At 44.6% G+C, this 18,199-nt stretch carries 18 protein-coding genes and 1 tRNA gene; 8 read left to right on the top strand and 11 right to left on the bottom strand.

The window, feature by feature from the left end; translation table 11 throughout:
- The first annotated feature begins 55 nt into the window (after window positions 1-55).
- The 3 genes from ABR189_RS23095 to ABR189_RS23085 are packed head-to-tail and all read left to right on the top strand — an operon-like array spanning window position 56 to window position 3,786.
- Window positions 56-1,885 carry a hypothetical protein gene (locus tag ABR189_RS23095; RefSeq protein WP_354662857.1) on the top strand — a complete coding sequence of 610 codons (1,830 nt, stop codon included), beginning with the start codon at window positions 56-58 and terminating at the stop codon, window positions 1,883-1,885.
- 33 nt (window positions 1,886-1,918) lie between these two features.
- Window positions 1,919-3,304, top strand: a complete 1,386-nt coding sequence (locus tag ABR189_RS23090) for a DegT/DnrJ/EryC1/StrS family aminotransferase (RefSeq protein ID WP_354662856.1) — start codon at window positions 1,919-1,921, stop codon at window positions 3,302-3,304.
- A 29-nt stretch (window positions 3,305-3,333) separates the two neighbouring features.
- Window positions 3,334-3,786 carry a hypothetical protein gene (locus ABR189_RS23085; protein WP_354662855.1) on the top strand — a complete coding sequence of 151 codons (453 nt, stop codon included), beginning with the start codon at window positions 3,334-3,336 and terminating at the stop codon, window positions 3,784-3,786.
- Window positions 3,787-3,950: 164 nt separating this feature from the next.
- Here ABR189_RS23085 and ABR189_RS23080 read toward each other — a convergent pair.
- Together ABR189_RS23080 and ABR189_RS23075 are read right to left on the bottom strand one after the other, a co-directional pair.
- Window positions 3,951-4,024 (bottom strand) — tRNA-Met (locus ABR189_RS23080).
- A gap of 88 nt (window positions 4,025-4,112) precedes the next feature.
- Window positions 4,113-6,242 carry an alpha-ketoacid dehydrogenase subunit alpha/beta gene (locus ABR189_RS23075; protein WP_354662854.1) on the bottom strand — a complete coding sequence of 710 codons (2,130 nt, stop codon included), beginning with the start codon at window positions 6,240-6,242 and terminating at the stop codon, window positions 4,113-4,115.
- A gap of 77 nt (window positions 6,243-6,319) precedes the next feature.
- On the opposite strand from ABR189_RS23075, the gene ABR189_RS23070 reads away from it, so the two are divergent.
- Entirely contained in the window at window positions 6,320-6,754 is a 435-nt protein-coding gene (locus ABR189_RS23070; RefSeq protein ID WP_354662853.1) for a MarR family winged helix-turn-helix transcriptional regulator, read from the top strand.
- Between the two features lie 67 nt (window positions 6,755-6,821).
- On the opposite strand, the gene ABR189_RS23065 is transcribed toward ABR189_RS23070, so the two are convergent.
- The 5 genes from ABR189_RS23065 to ABR189_RS23045 all read right to left on the bottom strand — a co-directional run bounded on the left by ABR189_RS23065 (window position 6,822) and on the right by ABR189_RS23045 (window position 10,243).
- Window positions 6,822-7,433, bottom strand: a complete 612-nt coding sequence (locus ABR189_RS23065) for a fumarylacetoacetate hydrolase family protein (RefSeq protein ID WP_354662852.1) — start codon at window positions 7,431-7,433, stop codon at window positions 6,822-6,824.
- A 56-nt stretch (window positions 7,434-7,489) separates the two neighbouring features.
- Entirely contained in the window at window positions 7,490-8,071 is a 582-nt protein-coding gene (gene pth / locus ABR189_RS23060; protein ID WP_354662851.1) for an aminoacyl-tRNA hydrolase, read from the bottom strand.
- Window positions 8,072-8,168: 97 nt separating this feature from the next.
- On the bottom strand, window positions 8,169-8,759 hold the full coding sequence (locus ABR189_RS23055) for a 50S ribosomal protein L25 (protein ID WP_354662850.1): 591 nt from the start codon (window positions 8,757-8,759) through the stop codon (window positions 8,169-8,171).
- Between the two features lie 41 nt (window positions 8,760-8,800).
- Window positions 8,801-9,754, bottom strand: coding sequence for a ribose-phosphate pyrophosphokinase (locus tag ABR189_RS23050; RefSeq protein ID WP_354662849.1), 954 nt, complete (start codon window positions 9,752-9,754; stop codon window positions 8,801-8,803).
- A gap of 249 nt (window positions 9,755-10,003) precedes the next feature.
- On the bottom strand, window positions 10,004-10,243 hold the full coding sequence (locus ABR189_RS23045; protein ID WP_354662848.1) for a helix-turn-helix transcriptional regulator: 240 nt from the start codon (window positions 10,241-10,243) through the stop codon (window positions 10,004-10,006).
- A 235-nt stretch (window positions 10,244-10,478) separates the two neighbouring features.
- Here ABR189_RS23045 and ABR189_RS23040 point away from each other — a divergent pair, with 235 nt between their 5' ends.
- Window positions 10,479-10,748, top strand: coding sequence for a hypothetical protein (locus ABR189_RS23040; RefSeq protein WP_354662847.1), 270 nt, complete (start codon window positions 10,479-10,481; stop codon window positions 10,746-10,748).
- A 129-nt stretch (window positions 10,749-10,877) separates the two neighbouring features.
- Window positions 10,878-11,585: a RadC family protein gene (gene radC, locus ABR189_RS23035; RefSeq protein WP_354662846.1), complete on the top strand. Its 708-nt coding sequence runs from the start codon at window positions 10,878-10,880 to the stop codon at window positions 11,583-11,585.
- A 51-nt stretch (window positions 11,586-11,636) separates the two neighbouring features.
- Here the strand turns inward: radC and ABR189_RS23030 are convergent, their stop codons facing one another.
- Window positions 11,637-12,254: a COG3650 family protein gene (locus ABR189_RS23030; RefSeq protein ID WP_354662845.1), complete on the bottom strand. Its 618-nt coding sequence runs from the start codon at window positions 12,252-12,254 to the stop codon at window positions 11,637-11,639.
- Between the two features lie 152 nt (window positions 12,255-12,406).
- On the opposite strand from ABR189_RS23030, the gene ABR189_RS23025 reads away from it, so the two are divergent.
- On the top strand, window positions 12,407-13,366 hold the full coding sequence (locus ABR189_RS23025) for a Gfo/Idh/MocA family protein (RefSeq protein WP_354662844.1): 960 nt from the start codon (window positions 12,407-12,409) through the stop codon (window positions 13,364-13,366).
- Between the two features lie 122 nt (window positions 13,367-13,488).
- On the opposite strand, the gene ABR189_RS23020 is transcribed toward ABR189_RS23025, so the two are convergent.
- Entirely contained in the window at window positions 13,489-14,163 is a 675-nt protein-coding gene (locus ABR189_RS23020; RefSeq protein ID WP_354662843.1) for a 2-C-methyl-D-erythritol 4-phosphate cytidylyltransferase, read from the bottom strand.
- Window positions 14,164-14,324: 161 nt separating this feature from the next.
- Between ABR189_RS23020 and ABR189_RS23015 the strand changes: the two genes are divergently transcribed.
- Complete coding sequence (locus ABR189_RS23015; RefSeq protein ID WP_354662842.1) at window positions 14,325-15,212, top strand: AadS family aminoglycoside 6-adenylyltransferase; 888 nt, start codon at window positions 14,325-14,327, stop codon at window positions 15,210-15,212.
- Between the two features lie 57 nt (window positions 15,213-15,269).
- Here the strand turns inward: ABR189_RS23015 and queA are convergent, their stop codons facing one another.
- Together queA and ABR189_RS23005 are read right to left on the bottom strand one after the other, a co-directional pair.
- Entirely contained in the window at window positions 15,270-16,319 is a 1,050-nt protein-coding gene (gene queA / locus ABR189_RS23010) for a tRNA preQ1(34) S-adenosylmethionine ribosyltransferase-isomerase QueA (RefSeq protein ID WP_354662841.1), read from the bottom strand.
- Window positions 16,320-16,414: 95 nt separating this feature from the next.
- Window positions 16,415-18,166, bottom strand: a complete 1,752-nt coding sequence (locus tag ABR189_RS23005; protein WP_354662840.1) for an ABC transporter ATP-binding protein — start codon at window positions 18,164-18,166, stop codon at window positions 16,415-16,417.
- Window positions 18,167-18,199 lie beyond the last annotated feature (33 nt).

Raw genomic sequence — 18,199 nt, 5'->3', positions numbered from 1 at the left:
CAATAATATGAATAGAAGAAAATTTTTAAACCAAACTGGAAAAGCAGGCCTATCCATGATGGTCCTATCCATAGCCAGCGAACTTGTATATGCTTCCGTACCAAAGGCTGGCAAACCTGTTTTGTCGGGTCAGCCATGCCGCAACTTCAATATCCTGGCCAGAACTTCTGTGATTGATCCAAAAGATAATCGTGAAAAATTCCTGCTTTCCAACTATGCAGATGGAGAAACAGGTAATATCATTCTCATTGATATTAAAACCGGCAAGGGTGAAAACTTCCCATTGCCTATAGGAGCAGGTGCCTGGGGACTTGTAAACTATCACAACAATAAAATTATTGTTGGTACCTGTACAGACCAGGCTTACCTGCATGTATTTGATCTGAAAAAAAGAAAATGGGCGGAGCCCATTGTTTCAAAAGGAGAATCCTATTTCTGGCAAATGGGGCTGGCCTCTGACAACAAAATATATGGTGGCACCTATCCAGGTTGCATTCTAACACAATATGATCCTGCCACCAATGAGCTCAAAAACCTTGGCAAAGTATCTGACAATCCGGAGAACCAGTACAGCCGGCCAGTGTATTGTCAGGCGCCTGGATATGTATTTGTATGGTATGGCTTCAACACAAAGGGCATAAAAGTGTATCACCTTGATTCCGGAAAACTGGAAGATTTTGGCCAACCGGATGATGTCATCAAAGAAGTGAATACAGAATTCATCGCCGTTCAAACAAAAACTGGCTTGGCATTTTATGATGCTAAAACGCTGAAGCCCTTACCAACAGAAGGGTATGAAGCAAAAATGGAAAAAACACATATCAAGATCCAAAACGGCGAATGGTGCTCTTTTATCACATTGAAAAATGGACAGCTGGCTGGCGTACGCGGGCAGGATTATTTTATTACAGACGCACCTGAAAACTATTCCGCAACAGTTAATGTATCATTAAAACGCATACCAGTAGAAGCCCCTCCTACCACTATCATGTCCATCACACATGATGATGAAGGTAAGATATGGGGCTCCTGTGGTTTTGGTCAAACTATTTTTTCTTTTGACCCTAAAACAAAGGAGTACTGGAATTCAGCCGCCGTATGCAAAAACGGCGGAGAAGTATACGGAATGGTTTTCGTAAATAAACAATTACACCTGTCCGCCTATGTAGGAGGAGACCTGATGATCTACGACCCAAAGAAACCCTGGAATCAGCTGGAAAATAAAAATCCTAAACTGGTTGGAACGGTAGGACCAGACCTGATAAGGCCTGAAGCCAAAAGTGTACTAGGGCCGGATGGAAACGTATGGACCGGATGGTCCGCCAAATATGGTATTTATGGAGGCGGCCTGTCCAGCGTAAATCCGCTTACACAGGAAGTCAAGTCATGGTACGATCCTATTCCGGAACAACAGCTCACCGGCATCACTGCTGATCATGAATATATCTATTTCACTACGAACGGACATGCTAGCGGGTTACCTTATAACAATGACATACAATGCCATTTCGTAGTATGGAAACCAGGTATCGGCGTAGTCAAGGCTATCCCTTTTGAAAAAGGAATAGCCTTAAACAGAGCGCTGCTGGCTATGGATGGATTAGTAATCTTTTCGCATAAAAAGGAACTGAGTATTTATGATCCTATGAAAAAAGAGATCACCCAAACAATTCAGATTAGTGATTATACCAACGTGCTGGTCAGGTTAAAAGAAAATACACTTGGCTTTTTCACAAACGATGTACTGACATCTTTAAATCTGAAGACGGGCAAAATGACTGAAGTATGTAAAGTTCCTGGTGAAATAGGTGCTGCTACTGTATTACCGGATGGAACCGTTTACTATACATGTAAATCAAAGTTGTACTGCCTCAGGCAAGCATAAAGAAATCAATCTGTTTATTCAAAAAAAACTTGTATGAAACATATAACTGGCAGAAGAGATTTTATTAGAAAAGTTTCCGCTGGCACGCTGGCTTACCTGGCAGCATATAATATCCCTTCCTTTGCGCGCACCTCCAACGATCCGGATAAACTGGCCATACTGGGGGGCACACCCGTAAGGGATAAAATGACATGGCCGCAATGGCCATACCGGAACCAGAAAATGATAGATAACCTTTCAGATGCCACCAATAGTGGCATCTGGAGCCGCATTGATGCAGAAAAAACAAAGGTTTCCCAATGGGAATTGGATTTTGCCACTATGACCGGCGCAAAATATGCTGTTGCCACCGGCTCTGGCACTCAATCTCTCAATACCTGTCTGTTTGCATTAGGCATAGGGCCGGGTGATGAGGTGATCACTTCTCCCTATACAGATATGGGTACCGTTTCAGCTATTATAACCTGTCATGCCCTACCTGTATTTGCAGATCTTGATCCATATTCTTATCAGTTGAATGCAGAAGATGTGGAAAGTAAAATAAATATCCGCACCAAAGCAATTATACCGGTACATATGTTAGGCGCTCCCTGTGAAATGGATAGGATCATAGCCATTGCAAAAAAACACAACTTGTACGTAGTGGAAGATGCTGCGCAGGCACATCTTGCGTCCTACAAAGGTACAAAGCTGGGTAACATCGGTAACCTTGGCTGCTTCAGTTTCCAGGGAAGCAAACAGGTGTCCTGCGGTGAAGGCGGAGCAGTTATTGGTAGTGATGAGCAACTGATAGATAAAGTATATTCTGTAATGAACCACGGCACCGCCAGAACACCAATGGTCGACCAGCATGGGAAAATCATCGGTGATCACGTTCGCATTGGTCCAAAGTACAGGATGAATGAATTTCAGGCTGCTATATTGAATGGCCAGCAGGACACTATTCAGCAGCGCTTTGATCTGAGGAATAATAATGCGGCTTACCTCCGTGAGCAGTTGAAAGATTTTCCTGGTTTAAAAGTGCAAAAAATGTATGAAGGCACGGACAGCGCCGCCTATTATCTGTTTGGTATGAGTTACCAGAAAGAACATTTTAATAATGCAGACCGGAGCATCTTTCTGAAAGCCATCCAGGCAGAAGGAGTTGGTCTGTCCGGCTACATTTCACAGGGGCTACACAAAGAACCATGGACAAACTATATCTTAAGCCTTCAGGGATACAAATCCATATTTGGAAAAAACAGGCTACAGCAATGGAAAAAAGATCTTCATAAACCTGAATGCGATAAAGCCTGTGCGCATATGGCAGGTCTTTATGCAGTTGGTACATTACTGGGCACGAAAGAAGATATGGACTCAGTTGTTGAAGCGATCATGAAGGTATATAAAAATCGCGATCAGCTGGCTAAACTCGTTTAATAAATCAAGAAGACACTTAGGTAAAAGCATTGCAAAAAGGGCTGCAGGGCAAGAATGGCAACTGGCGATCGCAGAAAACAGGCTGGCATTTCAGAAAGATTTACTCCGGCAATTCAGTCAGTATGCCTGCCATTTTCATTATCAAAAATTTATTGGAAAAATATTTGAAGGAATCTGCTATCGATGGGAAAACTTTTAAAGTATCATATACACATGCAGTCTTTACAAAGTTCCTTTGTAGCGGGAACGGGCAACCATTTAAAATTTTCGCGGGTATCTACTTATTTAAGCCTTTACGAATGAATATGCCTGCCAAGAAAAATTTAAGACTTACTGAGGAGGAACTACTTAACCTGGCTCCGCAATTTAAAGATCTCACACCTGAAAAGAAGGCTGAACTAATTGAATTTGTCTATCAAATGAGCCTCGTATTTTACAACGGTTCTGTAAATAGTCAGAATTTTAAAGATAACGAAGCATAAACGTTTTACCAGAACAGGAGTTGAACCTTACTATTATTGAAAATTAGCGACCTGTACTTTCCTGTGGGTAAAACTAATCAAAATATCTAACTTATTGATTAGCTCTTAAAGAGTTGATTTAGAATAAAAAAGGCCGCATTTAATGCGACCTTTTTTATTCCTTGTAGCGAGATCGGGAGTTGAACCCGAGACCTTTGGGTTATGAATCCAACGCTCTAACCACCTGAGCTACCTCGCCTTATTGTTCCCATCCTTAAAACGGGAGTGCAAAGATAGCCGCAAATATTTAAAAGTCAAAATAAAATCGGTTAAACTTTTCCGGCATTTTAATAAGCTAATAATTCTTTAATCGCGGCCTGTACTTTTTCCGGGTTGGGCAGCATGGCGCGTTCCAGTTCGGTGTTGAGCGGTACTGCCGGCAGGTCTAATGCACCGAGGGTAAACACCGGTGCATCCAGTAATTGGAAACAGGCGCGTTGAATCCTGCCTGCCAGTGCCTGTGCAAAAGAGTTGTTGAGTTGTTCTTCTGTGAGGATAAGGCATTTACCGTGTTTCTTCACGGTGGTGTAGATCAGTTCTTCATCTAAGGGAAATAAAGAACGGAGGTCAATGATCTCTATGTTGCCCGGGAAAGCTTTGGCGGCGGCCTGTGCCCAGTATACCCCCATGCCGTAGGTGATGATGCAAAGGGTATTCCCGCGTTGGGTGTCTTTGGGATGTGCGGGCAGTACTACCCTACCTTTTCCCAGGGGAAGGATATAATCCGCCGCAGGCTCTATGGTCATGGCATCCTGTGTGCCGGGTACTTTGCTCCAATAGAGGCCTTTATGTTCCAGCATTACTACCGGGTTAGGATCCAGGAAGGCGGCTTTCAGCAGGCCTTTCATATCAGCAGCATTGGAAGGATATACTACTTTAATGCCTTTGATACTGAGCAGGGTGGATTCTATGCTGCCGGAGTGGTAGGGACCACCACCACCGTAGGCGCCTATAGGCACGCGGATGAGGGTTTGCACGGGGAATTTCCCTTCGCTGAGGTAACAGGATTTTGAGATCTCTGTCACCAGCTGATTGAATCCGGGATAGATATAATCGGCAAACTGTACCTCTACGATGGGTTTCACGCCTACTGCCGAAAGTCCGGCGGTAGCGCCGATGATATACGCCTCCTGAATGGCGGTATTATATACCCGGTGATCCCCGAATTTATCCGCCAGGGTAGCGGCTTCGCGAAATACCCCGCCCAGCCTGCGTCCTACGTCCTGACCAAAAAATATCGCTTCCGGATATTGCTGCATAATTTCTTCCACCGCATGCAGGGCAGCATCTACCATCACTACTTTTTTACCATCGGCTGGTGTGCGTGTGCCCTTTTCCGTTACTACGGGTGTAGGTGCAAAAACATGGTCACTTACGGTGGCTACAGATGGCTCTGCCGCACGGGTAGCATTCTCAAAATCTACAGCTACCTCTTCCTGTGTGGCAGCTTCAATAGCCACCAGTGTACTTTCTTCTACTTTGAGCGATAACAACAGCTGCCGTAGTTTAATAATAGGATCATCTTGTGCATGTTTGGCCAGATCTGCTGCAGGCCGGTACCATTCTTTCCGTACACCGGAAGTATGATGCCCCAGCAAAGGTACTTTGGCATGTACCAGGATAGGTTTCCTTTCTGTTCTTACATATTCCATCGCATGGGCCATCGCCTCATAACTCTCTTCAAAGTCGCTGCCATCTACCCGCATCCGCTCCAGCCCTTTAAAGCCGGCTGCATATTCATAGGCATCCATCGTCCTCGCTTCTGCGGCAGTTACCGAGATACCCCAGTCGTTGTCCTGCACCAGGTAAATGATGGGTAACTGTTTAAGTACGGCAAACTGCAGCGCTTCACTCACCTCTCCTTCCGTAACACTACCATCTCCCAGGGAACAAAGCACCACCGGCAGCTCCCCATCCGGTCCATGTGGCAGCAGGTCGGCCTGTATGGTTTCCAGGTACTGGATGCCCTGCGCCATGCCGGTAGTAGGGATCACCTGCATCCCGGTAGCGCTGCTCTGATGCGGAATAACGGGACGGTCTGTACGCCGGCTGTTAGGATGACTGTAGTAAGACCTGCCGCCGGAGAAAGCGTCCTCCCCTTTGGCCAGCAACTGCAACATCAGCTCATAAGGCGTAAATGCCATAGCTAGTAGCATACTGTCATCCCGGTAATAAGGACTTACATAATCCCAGGGATGCAATTGCAGTCCTGTAGCTATTTGTATGGCCTCATGCCCCCGGGCGGTAGAATGTACATACTTACATACGGAGCGGTTGGCTTCGTATATTTCAGACATATTTTTGGCGAGGCACATCAGGCGGTAAGCCTGTAGCAATAAGGTTTTCCTTCCTGCTTTCCGCTCATTATTTGAATCGGCGGCTATAAAATGCGGAGCGCTTACATTATCTTTAAACACGTAAGACTGTTTTGGTGTGATGGTTTCTGATTACAATTAGTTGTATCACCAACTATTGCTACTGCAAATTAAAGAATATGACTGATACTTTCGTCAGCAATCCATCTTTTTTTAAACTGGATGCTACCCTGAAAAAACTGCGTAATTACTGGCAAAAGACCTTTGATGCCCAACAGAAGGACATCACCGTGGACCAATGGCTGCTAATTGAAAATCTGCACAAACACAAGAAAACCACCCATAACGAGCTGGCTAAGAATACTTCCAAGGATATTACCACCATCTCCCGGATTATAGAATTATTGGTAAAAAAGGGGCTGGTAAAACGGGAAACCGATACCATCGACCGTAGAAAAGTATTCCTGCAACTAACCCCCAAAGGGGTGGAAAAGTATAAGGATGTAAGGCCCCTGGTCATGGAAATGCGGAAAACAGGCTGGCACAACCTGACTGAAACGGATTATAACGAGCTTACCCGCATTCTGGATGAGATCTATAACAATATCCCCTAAAAAAATTACGAATTACCAAGGCGGATCATCCGCTCAGTAATTCGTAATACACTATTTTATCAATCTTTTATTTTATATCAAACTCCAGCAAACTGTCGTCTTCAATAAATGCTTCCATCTTATCCCCAATTTCAACCGGCCCCACTCCTGCAGGTGTACCCGTAAATATCAGATCCCCAATATTCAGCGTAAAGAACTTCGAGATATAAGACACCAGGAAATCAAAGGAAAACAACAAATCCTTGGTATTCCCGGCCTGCGCCAGCTGCTTGTTTTTATACAGGCAGAAGTTAATATCAGCTTTGTCCATCTCCGGGGTGATCGGGATAAATTTTCCCACTACGGCAGAGTTGTCAAATGCCTTGGCGATCTCCCAGGGCAGCCCTTTGGCTTTCTGCTTTTCCTGCAGATCACGGGCCGTAAAATCTATCCCCACAGAAATATGATCATAGTATTTGTCGGCAAACTTCTCCTGGATATGTTTCCCGTTTTTACACACCCTTAATACCAGCTCACATTCAAAATGCAGGTTGGTCGTAAACTCCGGGTGATAAAAAGGATGATTATTCTGCAGCAATGCATTTTTGGGTTTCATAAAAAGCACTGGCTCTGAGGGCACTTCATTCTGTAGTTCTTTCGCATGGTCGGCGTAATTCCTTCCTACGCAAATTATTTTCATAATGCGTTCGTTTTTTAATAGGTTAAATAAAACGGATAGTAGTTAGATTCACAAATTTACTTGACAGGTGGAAACGTAAGACTATTATAGGTATTCATGGCACGTGCCATCCCCACAGTGGCTACCGCTTCAATGAGTTCTGTACATTTTTCTATTTTCATCAGCACAATCTTCCATTCTTCAGCCTCCCATTTGCCCAATACAAAATCTACCTGCCGGCCTTTGGGATAATTATTACCGATACCAAAACGTAAACGGGGATATTGGTTGGTACCCAGCAGCTCCTGGATGCTCTTTAATCCATTATGACCGGCATCACTACCCCCGGCTCTCAGCCGGATCACGTCCAATGGCAATGCCAGCTCATCCACTATGACCAGTACATTTTCCAGCGCGATCTTCTCTTTGTCCATCCAGTATTTCACCGCCTTGCCACTCAGGTTCATATAAGTGGTGGGCTTGATAATAATAAACGTTCTTCCCTTCCACTTACATTCCGCCACATCCGCCAGGCGATCGCTCTTAAACACCGCGTTATGTTTGGCAACAAAAGCATCTGCTACATCAAAACCTATGTTATGACGGGTATGCGCATATTCTGCACCAATATTTCCCAGACCTACAATTAAATATTTCATGATGTTGTTACTGTCTTAACCTTGCAAGACTCCAAAAATACAAAAAAAGCCCCGCCGTAGTGGCAGGGCTTCCGTTGAAAATATACTTTCAAAAAGATTATTTCTTTTTAGCATCTTTTTCAGCACTTGCTTCTTCCTGACGCAGCTGACGGGTCATTACCACAGATGCAATCGGAATACGCGGAGAGTTCATGATCTCCAGGTTACCAGCTTGTACATCTTCTACGCGGATGTTGCCGTTCAGTTCCAAGTTTTCTACACTCACTTCAATGTTTTCAACCAGGTCTTTAGGGAATGCTTTTACTTTTAATGCTTTCAGCTTTACTACCAGCTTACCACCAGCTTTTACACCTACTGACTGACCTACCAGTTTAATAGGAATAGTTACCAGTACTTTTTTGTCTTCTACCAGTTCCAGAAGATCGATGTGAGCCAGTTCATCGGTCACTACATCAAACTGCATATCTTTCAATACGCAACGGTAAACTTTTCCGTCCAGTTTAATTTCGGCCAACTGAAAATCAGGTGTGTACACCAGGTTTTTGAAGGCTTTAATTGGCGCTGAAAAACTTACGGTTTCTGCACCCCCGTAAATAACGCAAGGCACTTGCTCCTCAGAACGGATTTGGCGGGTGGCTTTTTTGCCGTATTCGCTCCTGAGTTGTCCTTCGATGGTTATTGTTTTCATTGTTTAAACATTTATATAATTACAAAAAATACACTTGTTAATTATGCTTTGCGATGGCTGTGTACAAACAAGCTGGTAATAGACTTGTTTTCATGCATATTGCGGATAGCCACTGCAAAAAGTTCTGCTACACTGATCACCTTTATCTTAGATGCTCCCTCTGCTTTCCTGATGGGAATGGTATCACATACCACCATCTCTTCCAACACAGAATTTTCAATATTTTCATATGCCGCACCACTGAAAACAGGGTGTGTACAAAATGCCCTTACGCTTCTTGCTCCTTTCTCCAACAACAGGTTGGCAGCTTTGGTAAGTGTACCGGCAGTATCACAGATATCATCTATTAATACGATGTTTCTGTCTGTTACGTCACCTATTACCACCATGGAAGCTATTTCATTGGCACGCTTACGGTGTTTATCACAAATCACCATTTCGGCATTAAAATAGGCTGCCACCTCACGTACCCTATTGGTACTTCCTACGTCAGGGGACGCAAAGGTAAGGTTTTCCAGCTTTAAATTCTCTATATAAGGGATGAAAATTGCGGAACTATCCAGATGATCTACCGGGATATCAAAGAATCCCTGGATCTGTGGCGCGTGTAAGTCCATGGTTATTACCCTGTTAGCTCCTGCAGAAGTAAGCAGATTAGCTACCAGTTTAGACGCAATAGCCACACGGGGCTTATCTTTCCTGTCCTGCCGTGCAAATCCGAAATACGGGATCACGGCAGTAATATATCCTGCGGAAGCACGTTTTGCCGCATCTATCATCATCAATAATTCCATCAGATTATCTGACGGCGCATTGGTGCTCTGGATGAGAAAAACATAATCTCCACGGATACTTTCAAGAAAAATAGGCTGAAACTCGCCATCACTGAACTTTTGAATAGTCACTTTTCCCAGGCCATTGCCATACTTCTTTGCAATTTTGCTGGCCAACTCGGGATTGCTGTTACCGGTAAAGATTTTAACTGCTGGTTGCATGTGTATATTGAATAGAAAGAGGTGGCAAAACTATGATTTTTTGTTGCGCCGTCCGCCATTTTTTTCCGCACTTTCTTCCCCATTACCCACTTATAAAATATTAACAATAAGTAACTCACTAATAATTAATAGATTCTGGCAACAGTATTCCTATAAAAACTTTCGTGCTAAACGTGGAATGTTTTAGCAACCTCTATTGTTTCATAACGAGTCAACTAATATAATTCAATTTCTATTCAATAATTACCATCAAATTTTAGAGGATGATTCATCTGCTCCAGGTTGTTCCGGCTCTAGTAATTCGCGGGGAGGAATATTTAAATAAGCTGCGATTTGATACAGTTGTACTATCGAAGGTTGTCGGGTATTTGTACACCACTTTGAAATTGTAAATGTAGAAACTTCTAAATGTTTAGCAAGCTCGCCATTTTCTTTGCCCTTTAATGCAAGCATTGCTTTGATTCTATTATATTTTGTTCTATTTCTCACTCGAACAAATATAATAAAGGGCATTATAACATTAAACGGGTCAAAATAGGCGTATTATGTCAATTTAATGTCAAAATACGACTCATACTAGGCGATATATGACCATATTGATTATATTTACATTGAGCTTATTTTTACATTAAATAGACATAATATGACACTTTATATACGTAATACGTCAATGAATTAGCATTTTATAAAACACTCTTTTATTAACCTCTAAACCCTAAACACGATGCATACCATTGAAAAACCACTTTTATTCTCCGACTTGCATATGAGAATGCGTGAACTATCTCAAAACTTCAAAGGCTTTGTCCAAAGTGAATGCAATATGACGACCACCCGGTATTATTTTTTGGTACGAAATCCTGAGTATTGTAGCGCGGAAGAATTGGAGATCATCACAAAAGTGGCCATTGATTTATCAGAAGATCTACAAGCATTATTAAAACGATATCCAACACCTTCAATTGGAAACAGATCAGTGAATGAAGAAGAATGAGTGAAGCTGAAATATCCACCACTGCACACCATATCAACTTTTAATCATATCAGACAGGAAAAATGTTGACAAAAATATTTCCAGGACTGCAAAGAAATCTTTAACTTAATTTAAAGATCAAATAGAATTATGTCTGTGAACGTTAACCCCACCCCGCACACGGCCATTAAAGATTGGGCCGTCGATGATAAGCCCCGCGAAAAGCTCATGCACAAAGGCGCTACCACCCTTAGCACAGCAGAGTTGCTGGCTATTTTATTAAACAATGGACATAAAAACAAATCTGCCCTGGATCTGGCCCAGGAAGTACTCCGCAAAGCCAAAGACAACCTGGGAGAACTGGGTAAGCTCAATGTAAATCAGCTTAAGAAAATACGTGGTATTGGCGATGCTAAAGCAGTCGCTATTGTAGCCGCCCTCGAGCTGGCCCGGCGTAAACAGGCCGGATACATGGAAAAAAAACAACTCATCCGGAAAGGCTCCGATGCGGCCCTCTTCTTCAAGCCCTTATTAGGTGATCAAAGCCATGAAACCTTTCATGTGCTATACCTCACCCGCGCCAGCAGGGTTATCAACTATCGCTGCGTAAGCTCCGGCGGGGTAGCCTTTACCATTGCAGATCCTAAAATCATATTCCGGGAGGCCCTGGAGCTAAATGCCGGCAGGCTGCTGCTGTGCCATAATCATCCCTCCGGTACCCTCCATCCCAGCCACTCCGATATCCGGCTCACCCAAAAGCTAAAAGAAGCAGGCAGCCTGTTTGATATCGATGTAATGGATCATATCATCGTATCCGAAGGTGGCTACTACAGTATGGTGGAAGAAGGCATCATGTAATACCCACCAAGCGGGCTGCCCCCATCTGCAACCAACGCCCCCACTGCCACATTAAAACGCATATTCCGGCCCTCCATCTGGCAATAATGCCGGTGCAGCAGGATCAGGCGTTTGCACATACTCCGGCTCCACAGATGGATTGGAAGGATAGGCCGTGCCATTAAAAATAATATGATGCCATTTACCGGCACTGGTGATCAACAAATCATTATATCCCTTGGTGGTAGTTTTTTGCACCATCACCGGTGTATCAGATACTGTAAACTCATTGATACGCTGCCCGTCATTACTCAACAACAAAAAAGTACATCCGCCCGAACCACAGAAATAAGTATTCTGAAACCCTACCAGGTACTCATCCTTGCCATCATTGTTCAGATCATATGCACTATACCTGAACTTCCGGTCTGCCTTTTTCAAAGAGGCCAGGTCATCTTTCAATACCACTTTCAGATACTTTGCAATCACCGCGGCCGTTTTACTGTCGGATGGCTTTACGGCCTTATATTCCACCGTAGTAGCTATCTCATCCACAACATCATTCGATTTTACCATCAGACTTTCTTCTACACTAGGCATGCTGTCCTTAGCTACCTCTTTTTTTGTTCCGCTGTTACAGGCAGTGAACCCTCCGATTACTACCACAGCGGTAAATATGATATGTTTCATAAGTAATATGTTTATTTCAATTTGGTATAACTATCTGCTAATTATTGCCTTAACGCTCACAACAACTGTACCGTAAACACTTTTCAAATTATATAACTTTTCGATATAAATGTGAATTTCATTACTTTCGCACCTAATTTATTCATTTTCATATGTTGAAAATAGGAATCTTCGGGGTAGGACATTTAGGAAAGATTCATCTTTCACAGCTGGCCAGCATGAAAGATGTAGAGGTGGTAGGCTTTTATGACCCCAGCAATGCCAACGCAGCAGGGGTGACCGAACAATACCAGATTCCGAGGTTTACCATGGCGGAAGAGCTGATACAATCGGTAGATGCAATAGATATCGTTGCACCTACTACCATGCACTTCAAACTATGTGAACTGGCCATCAGAAATGGCAAACATATTTTTGTGGAAAAACCCATGACCAACACCATCGAAGAAGGCAAAACCCTCGTAAAACTCGTGGATGAAGCCAATATCAAATTCCAGGTGGGGCATGTGGAACGCTTTAACCCCGCCTTCCTGGCGCTGAAAGGCTATGATCTCAAACCCATGTTCATTGAAGTACACCGCCTGGCAGAATTTAATCCCAGAGGTACCGACGTAAGCGTGATCCTGGACCTGATGATCCATGATATTGATATCGTACTCAGTATTGTAAAATCAAGTATCAGCCGTATCTCCGCCAGTGGCGTAGCCGTGATGAGCGATACCCCCGATATTGCCAACGTGCGGATAGAATTTCATAATGGCTGCGTAGCTAACCTTACCTCCAGCCGTATCTCCTTAAAAAAGATGCGCAAAATGCGCCTCTTCCAGAAAGATGCCTACATCGGTATCGATTTCCTCGACAAAAAAACAGAAATCATCAAGCTCAAAACACCTGCTGATGAAGGGCTGTTTACCCTTGATATCGATACCAACAGCGGCAAAAAAACCATCGCCATCGACAACCCGGAAATCAAACAGGTAAATGCCATCCGCATGGAACTGGAACTCTTCCGGGATAGCATCCTCCACAATAAACCCGTAGCCGTCAACGTCATCGATGGCTTCCAGGCGCTGGAAGTTGCCCATCAGATATTGCAGAAGATAGCTAAATAAGCTGTTAGCTGTTGGCTATTAGCTTTTAGCTACGCTGACCTTGAGGCTATTACTAACAGCTAATAACACTACCAACAATATACAATCACCGCTGCATTGAGCTAAAAGCTAATAGCCAACAGCTAACAGCTTAAAAGCGCTCCCGCTATCACCAGATCCAGCGGTTTCGTAATCTTAATATTGGCTTCGTCGCCGGGTACCAGGTGTATCTGATGCCCCAGCCGCTCTACTACCGTAGCTTCGTCGGTAAATAGTGGGTCGTGTGGTAAATCAAATGCGGGTAAGATCAGTTCAGAGAGAAAGGTCTGGGGAGTTTGGATGATCTTAAAGTGTTCCCGGTTCACAGCAGTATTACTTGTAGCACTCACCTCACGGATACTGTCTTTCATATCTATTACAGGAATCGCACTACCGTGCACTAAGGCCGCTTCATAACAGCGGTGGATCAACGCAGGTGATACCAGCGGACGCACCCCATCGTGTACAAATACCACCGCATCACCGGATACTGCCTGCAAACCGTTCTTTACGGAATGAAAGCGGGTTTCCCCTCCGGTTACCAGGGTTATTTTGTGCAGGGTATCAAAGGCTTGCAGGATCATTTCTGCATAACTGAAATGCGCCTCCGGCAATACCAGCACAATTTCCATATCCGCATACGCCTCCGCAAAAGCAGCAATGCTGTGATGCAAAACAGGCTTGCCCTGCAAATCCAGGAACTGCTTGGGAGTGGCATTTCCCATTCTCAGGCCCGATCCTCCTGCTACAATGATGGCTACTTTTTTCCGTTGGTGCATATATTATTAATTCCCTGATGCAGGGCAAAAGTAGAAATAAATCGGAATAAGCGGATTTAAAGCTCAAAACTACCAGCCCCAAAAGAAACCAAATTGTTCAATCAGCCTTTTTTACTTATACTTGACAGGAAGCAATCTCCTTTTCCTAAAACGAATTACCCATGCAGGCAAGAGATGAAAAACTCCAGCAGATAATCAACTGGGCTACAAACAATAACGATATCCGGCTAGTGATGCTCACCAGCTCATTGGTAAATCCGCTGGCGCCCGTAGATGATTTCAGCGACCTGGACGTAGAACTGGTTTTTGAAAACATGGATGCCTATCAGTACGATCATCAATGGACCTCTCTTTTTGGAAAAGCCATTGCCATGGTAGAAGAAGATGAAACTTTTTTTGATCATAAACACGCCATGAAAATGGTGCTGTATGACGACCACGTAAAAGTTGACTTCAAACTATACCAAAAAGCAGCGTTTATCAACGAGGCGGAGAAAGATACCCTGCCGGAAGATTGGGATATTGGCTATAAAGTACTGGTCGATAAAGATCATATCGCCACAAAACTTAAAACGCCCACCTATCAGTCCATCATCATCGGACGACCTTCGGAAAAGAAATTCAGCCAGGTGTTGAATGATTGCTGGTGGGATATGACCTACGTGGCTAAATGCCTGGCACGTGATAATATCTTCTATGCCAAATTTATGACGGAGAACGTGATCCGGACCGATTACCTGGTGCCAATCATAGAATGGTATATCGCCAGTGAAAATAACTGGAACATAACGACCAACAAACACGGTAGGCTTTTTAAAAAGTATCTATCTCCCGGTATGTGGCAACAGATCGAAACCACCTTTTCCGGCAGCGATATAACAGACAACTGGAACGCATTATTTGCATATGCCGATGTCGTTCATCAACTAGGCACAACACTGTCTGAAAAACTGGGATATAGTTATCCCACCGAACTGGAACATAACGTCAGAAAGTATCTCAGCGACATCAGATCCACGCCGGTATCCCGGATACCCACGGGTGGATAACCATAAAAAAAGTCCTGCCAGCTGGCAGGACTTTTTTATTCATCGATATCAATATCATTATACAATCAGCATGGCATCACCATAACTGAAGAAACGGTATTTTTCTTTGATGGCCTGTTGGTATGCTTCCATGATCAGATCGTAACCGGCAAAGGCGCAGGTCATGATCAGCAGGCTGGTCTTAGGCAGGTGGAAGTTAGTTACCAATGCATTGGGAATAGCAAAATCATAAGGTGGGTGGATGAAGGTGTTTGTCCATCCTTCAGCAGCCTTCAGATGATTTTGTGCAGTTACGGAAGATTCTACCGCTCTAACGGTAGTAGTACCGATCGCACAGATCTTGCGATTCTCTTCTTTTGCCTTGTTCACTATTTTCACCGCATATTCATCGATGTGGAAATATTCCGCATCCATTTTATGCTTGCTCAGGTCTTCCACTTCAATAGGGCGGAAAGTACCTAAACCGGTGTGCAAAGTAACTTCTGCAAACTTGATACCTTTAATTTCCAAACGCTTGATCAGCTCACGGCTAAAGTGCAAACCAGCAGTAGGTGCTGCTACAGCGCCTTCAAACTTGGCATACACAGTCTGATAACGCTCCTTATCTTCATCTTCCGGCTTACGTTTGATGTATTTAGGCAGTGGCGTTTCTCCTAATTGGTCCAACACCTGCTTAAACTCCTCTTCGTTGCCTTCAAACAAAAAGCGGATCGTACGGCCACGGGAAGTAGTATTGTCTATTACTTCTGCTACCAGCGACTCATCATCACCAAAATACAGTTTGTTACCTACCCTGATTTTACGTGCAGGGTCCACAATTACATCCCATAAGCGGTTTTGCTTATTCAGTTCGCGCAGCAGGAACACTTCAATTTTTGCGCCCGTTTTTTCCTTACGGCCATACAGTCTTGCAGGGAAAACTTTGGTGTTGTTCACCATCATCACATCCTTATCGCCGAAGTAATTAATTACATCTTTGAAAACTTTGTGCTCTATTTTTCCGGTAGCGCGGTGTACAACCATTAAACGGGACTCATCTCTTGACTTGGACGGGTGCTGTGCAATCAGATTTAAGGGAAGATCGAATTTGAACTGAGATAGTTTCATATTACGGTATGAATGAATGATTTTTAAGCTCGCGAAGGTATTGAAAATAATCAACTTAATCAAAAAATGATTATTACCAGCTATTTATCAACCAATTACACATACATACCTTTAGGTATAGCAGCAATCAGCTTTTGGGTATAGGCACTTTGGGGATGATTGTATACCTGGTCGGCCGGTCCCATTTCTACGATCTCTCCCTTGCTCATTACCATCATCCGGTCGCTCATAAACCGCACTACCGACAAGTCGTGCGAAATAAAAATACAGGTAAATCCCATCTCCTCCCGCAGCTGCATCAGCAGGTTGAGCACCTGAGCCTGTATACTTACATCCAGTGCGGCCACTGACTCGTCGCAGATAATAAAGGAAGGAGCTACTGCCAATGCCCGTGCTATCACAATGCGCTGGCGCTGCCCACCGGAAAACTCATGGGGATAACGATGGTAATGTTCCGGCCGCAGGTTTACCTTTTCCAGCAGCTCCAATACCTTTTCCCTGCGCTGGCGCTCATTACCGTTCAAACCATGCACCTGCATCGGCTCTGCTATCGCTGAGCCAATGGTGAGCCTTGGGTTAAGTGAGGAATATGGGTCCTGGAAAATGAGCTGCAGCTCTTTTCGTATATGCCGCATGGCAGTGGGCGATAAGTCGGCCAGGTCCTGCCCTTTATATAAAACCGTGCCCGAAGTGGGTGGTATCAGCCGGAGCAGCGTACGGCCCAGCGTACTTTTGCCACAGCCCGATTCTCCTACCAGCCCCAGCGTTTCGCCGGTTATAACGTTAAAGCTTACATTATTTACCGCCTTCACCCAGCTTTGTACTTTGCCTAAAAAGCTGCGTTTGGCAGGAAACCAGGTACACAGGTTGTGTACTTCCAGCAAAGGCGGATTGGCGGCCAATACCTGCTCCCGCGCTGCTTGTGCGGCGGCAGTTACCACCAGGCTGTCTACCAGCGCTTTTACCGCTGCCGGCTTTTCCTGTATCCGGCCCTGTTCATCCACTTCCATAAAGTCGCGGGTAACGGGCAGCCGGTACAAACGCTTATCCAGCGGTGGGCGGCAGGCCAGCAGCCCTTTGGTATACGGATGCTGCGGTGCCAGCAATACTTCCTTTACCGGCCCCTGCTCTACAATATTCCCCTTATACATCACGATCACACGGTCGGCAATTTCTGCTACCACACCCAGGTCATGGGTAATAAATATGACGCTCATATCCATTTGCTGCTGCAATTCCCGCAACAGTTGCAGGATGGCCTGCTGTACGGTCACGTCCAGCGCAGTAGTAGGCTCATCGGCGATCAGTAAACGCGGGTTGCACGAAATCGCCATCGCGATCATCACCCGCTGCTTCTGCCCACCGGATAATTCATGTGGATAACGTTGCAGGAGCTGTTCCGGATCGGGCAGCTTTACTTTTTGAAAGAGGGCGATGGTTTGCTGCCGGGCTTCGGCGGAAGATACCCTTTTGTGGAGCCGTATGGCTTCCATTACCTGGCTACCGCAGGTGTGCAGGGGATTGAGAGAGGTCATCGGTTCCTGGAAGATCATGGCAATATCATTGCCACGGTAGGCCCGCATATCTCCGGGAGATAATGCCAGCAGGTTCACAGCGTCCTGGCCGGATGTATAGAGGATCTTTCCTCCCGAAATGGTACCCGGTGACTGGATCAGCTGCATCAGCGCCAGGGCCGTAACAGATTTCCCTGAACCGGATTCTCCTACTACCCCCAGGATCTCCCCCTTCTTAATATCGAGGGAAACGCCATTTACCGCTTTGATTGTTTCGTGTTCTGCCCGGAAAGTTACTTCCAGTTGATCGATTGCTACCAGCATGGATCCCATTCCTACCTGCTTTTGCCAGTAAGATACAAAAGA

It is taken from the genome of Chitinophaga sp. H8 (assembly GCF_040567655.1).
Lineage (GTDB): Bacteria > Bacteroidota > Bacteroidia > Chitinophagales > Chitinophagaceae > Chitinophaga > Chitinophaga defluvii.
The sequence above is the reverse complement of the archived record's forward strand: the minus strand, read 5'-3'. Positions and strand labels throughout refer to the sequence as shown.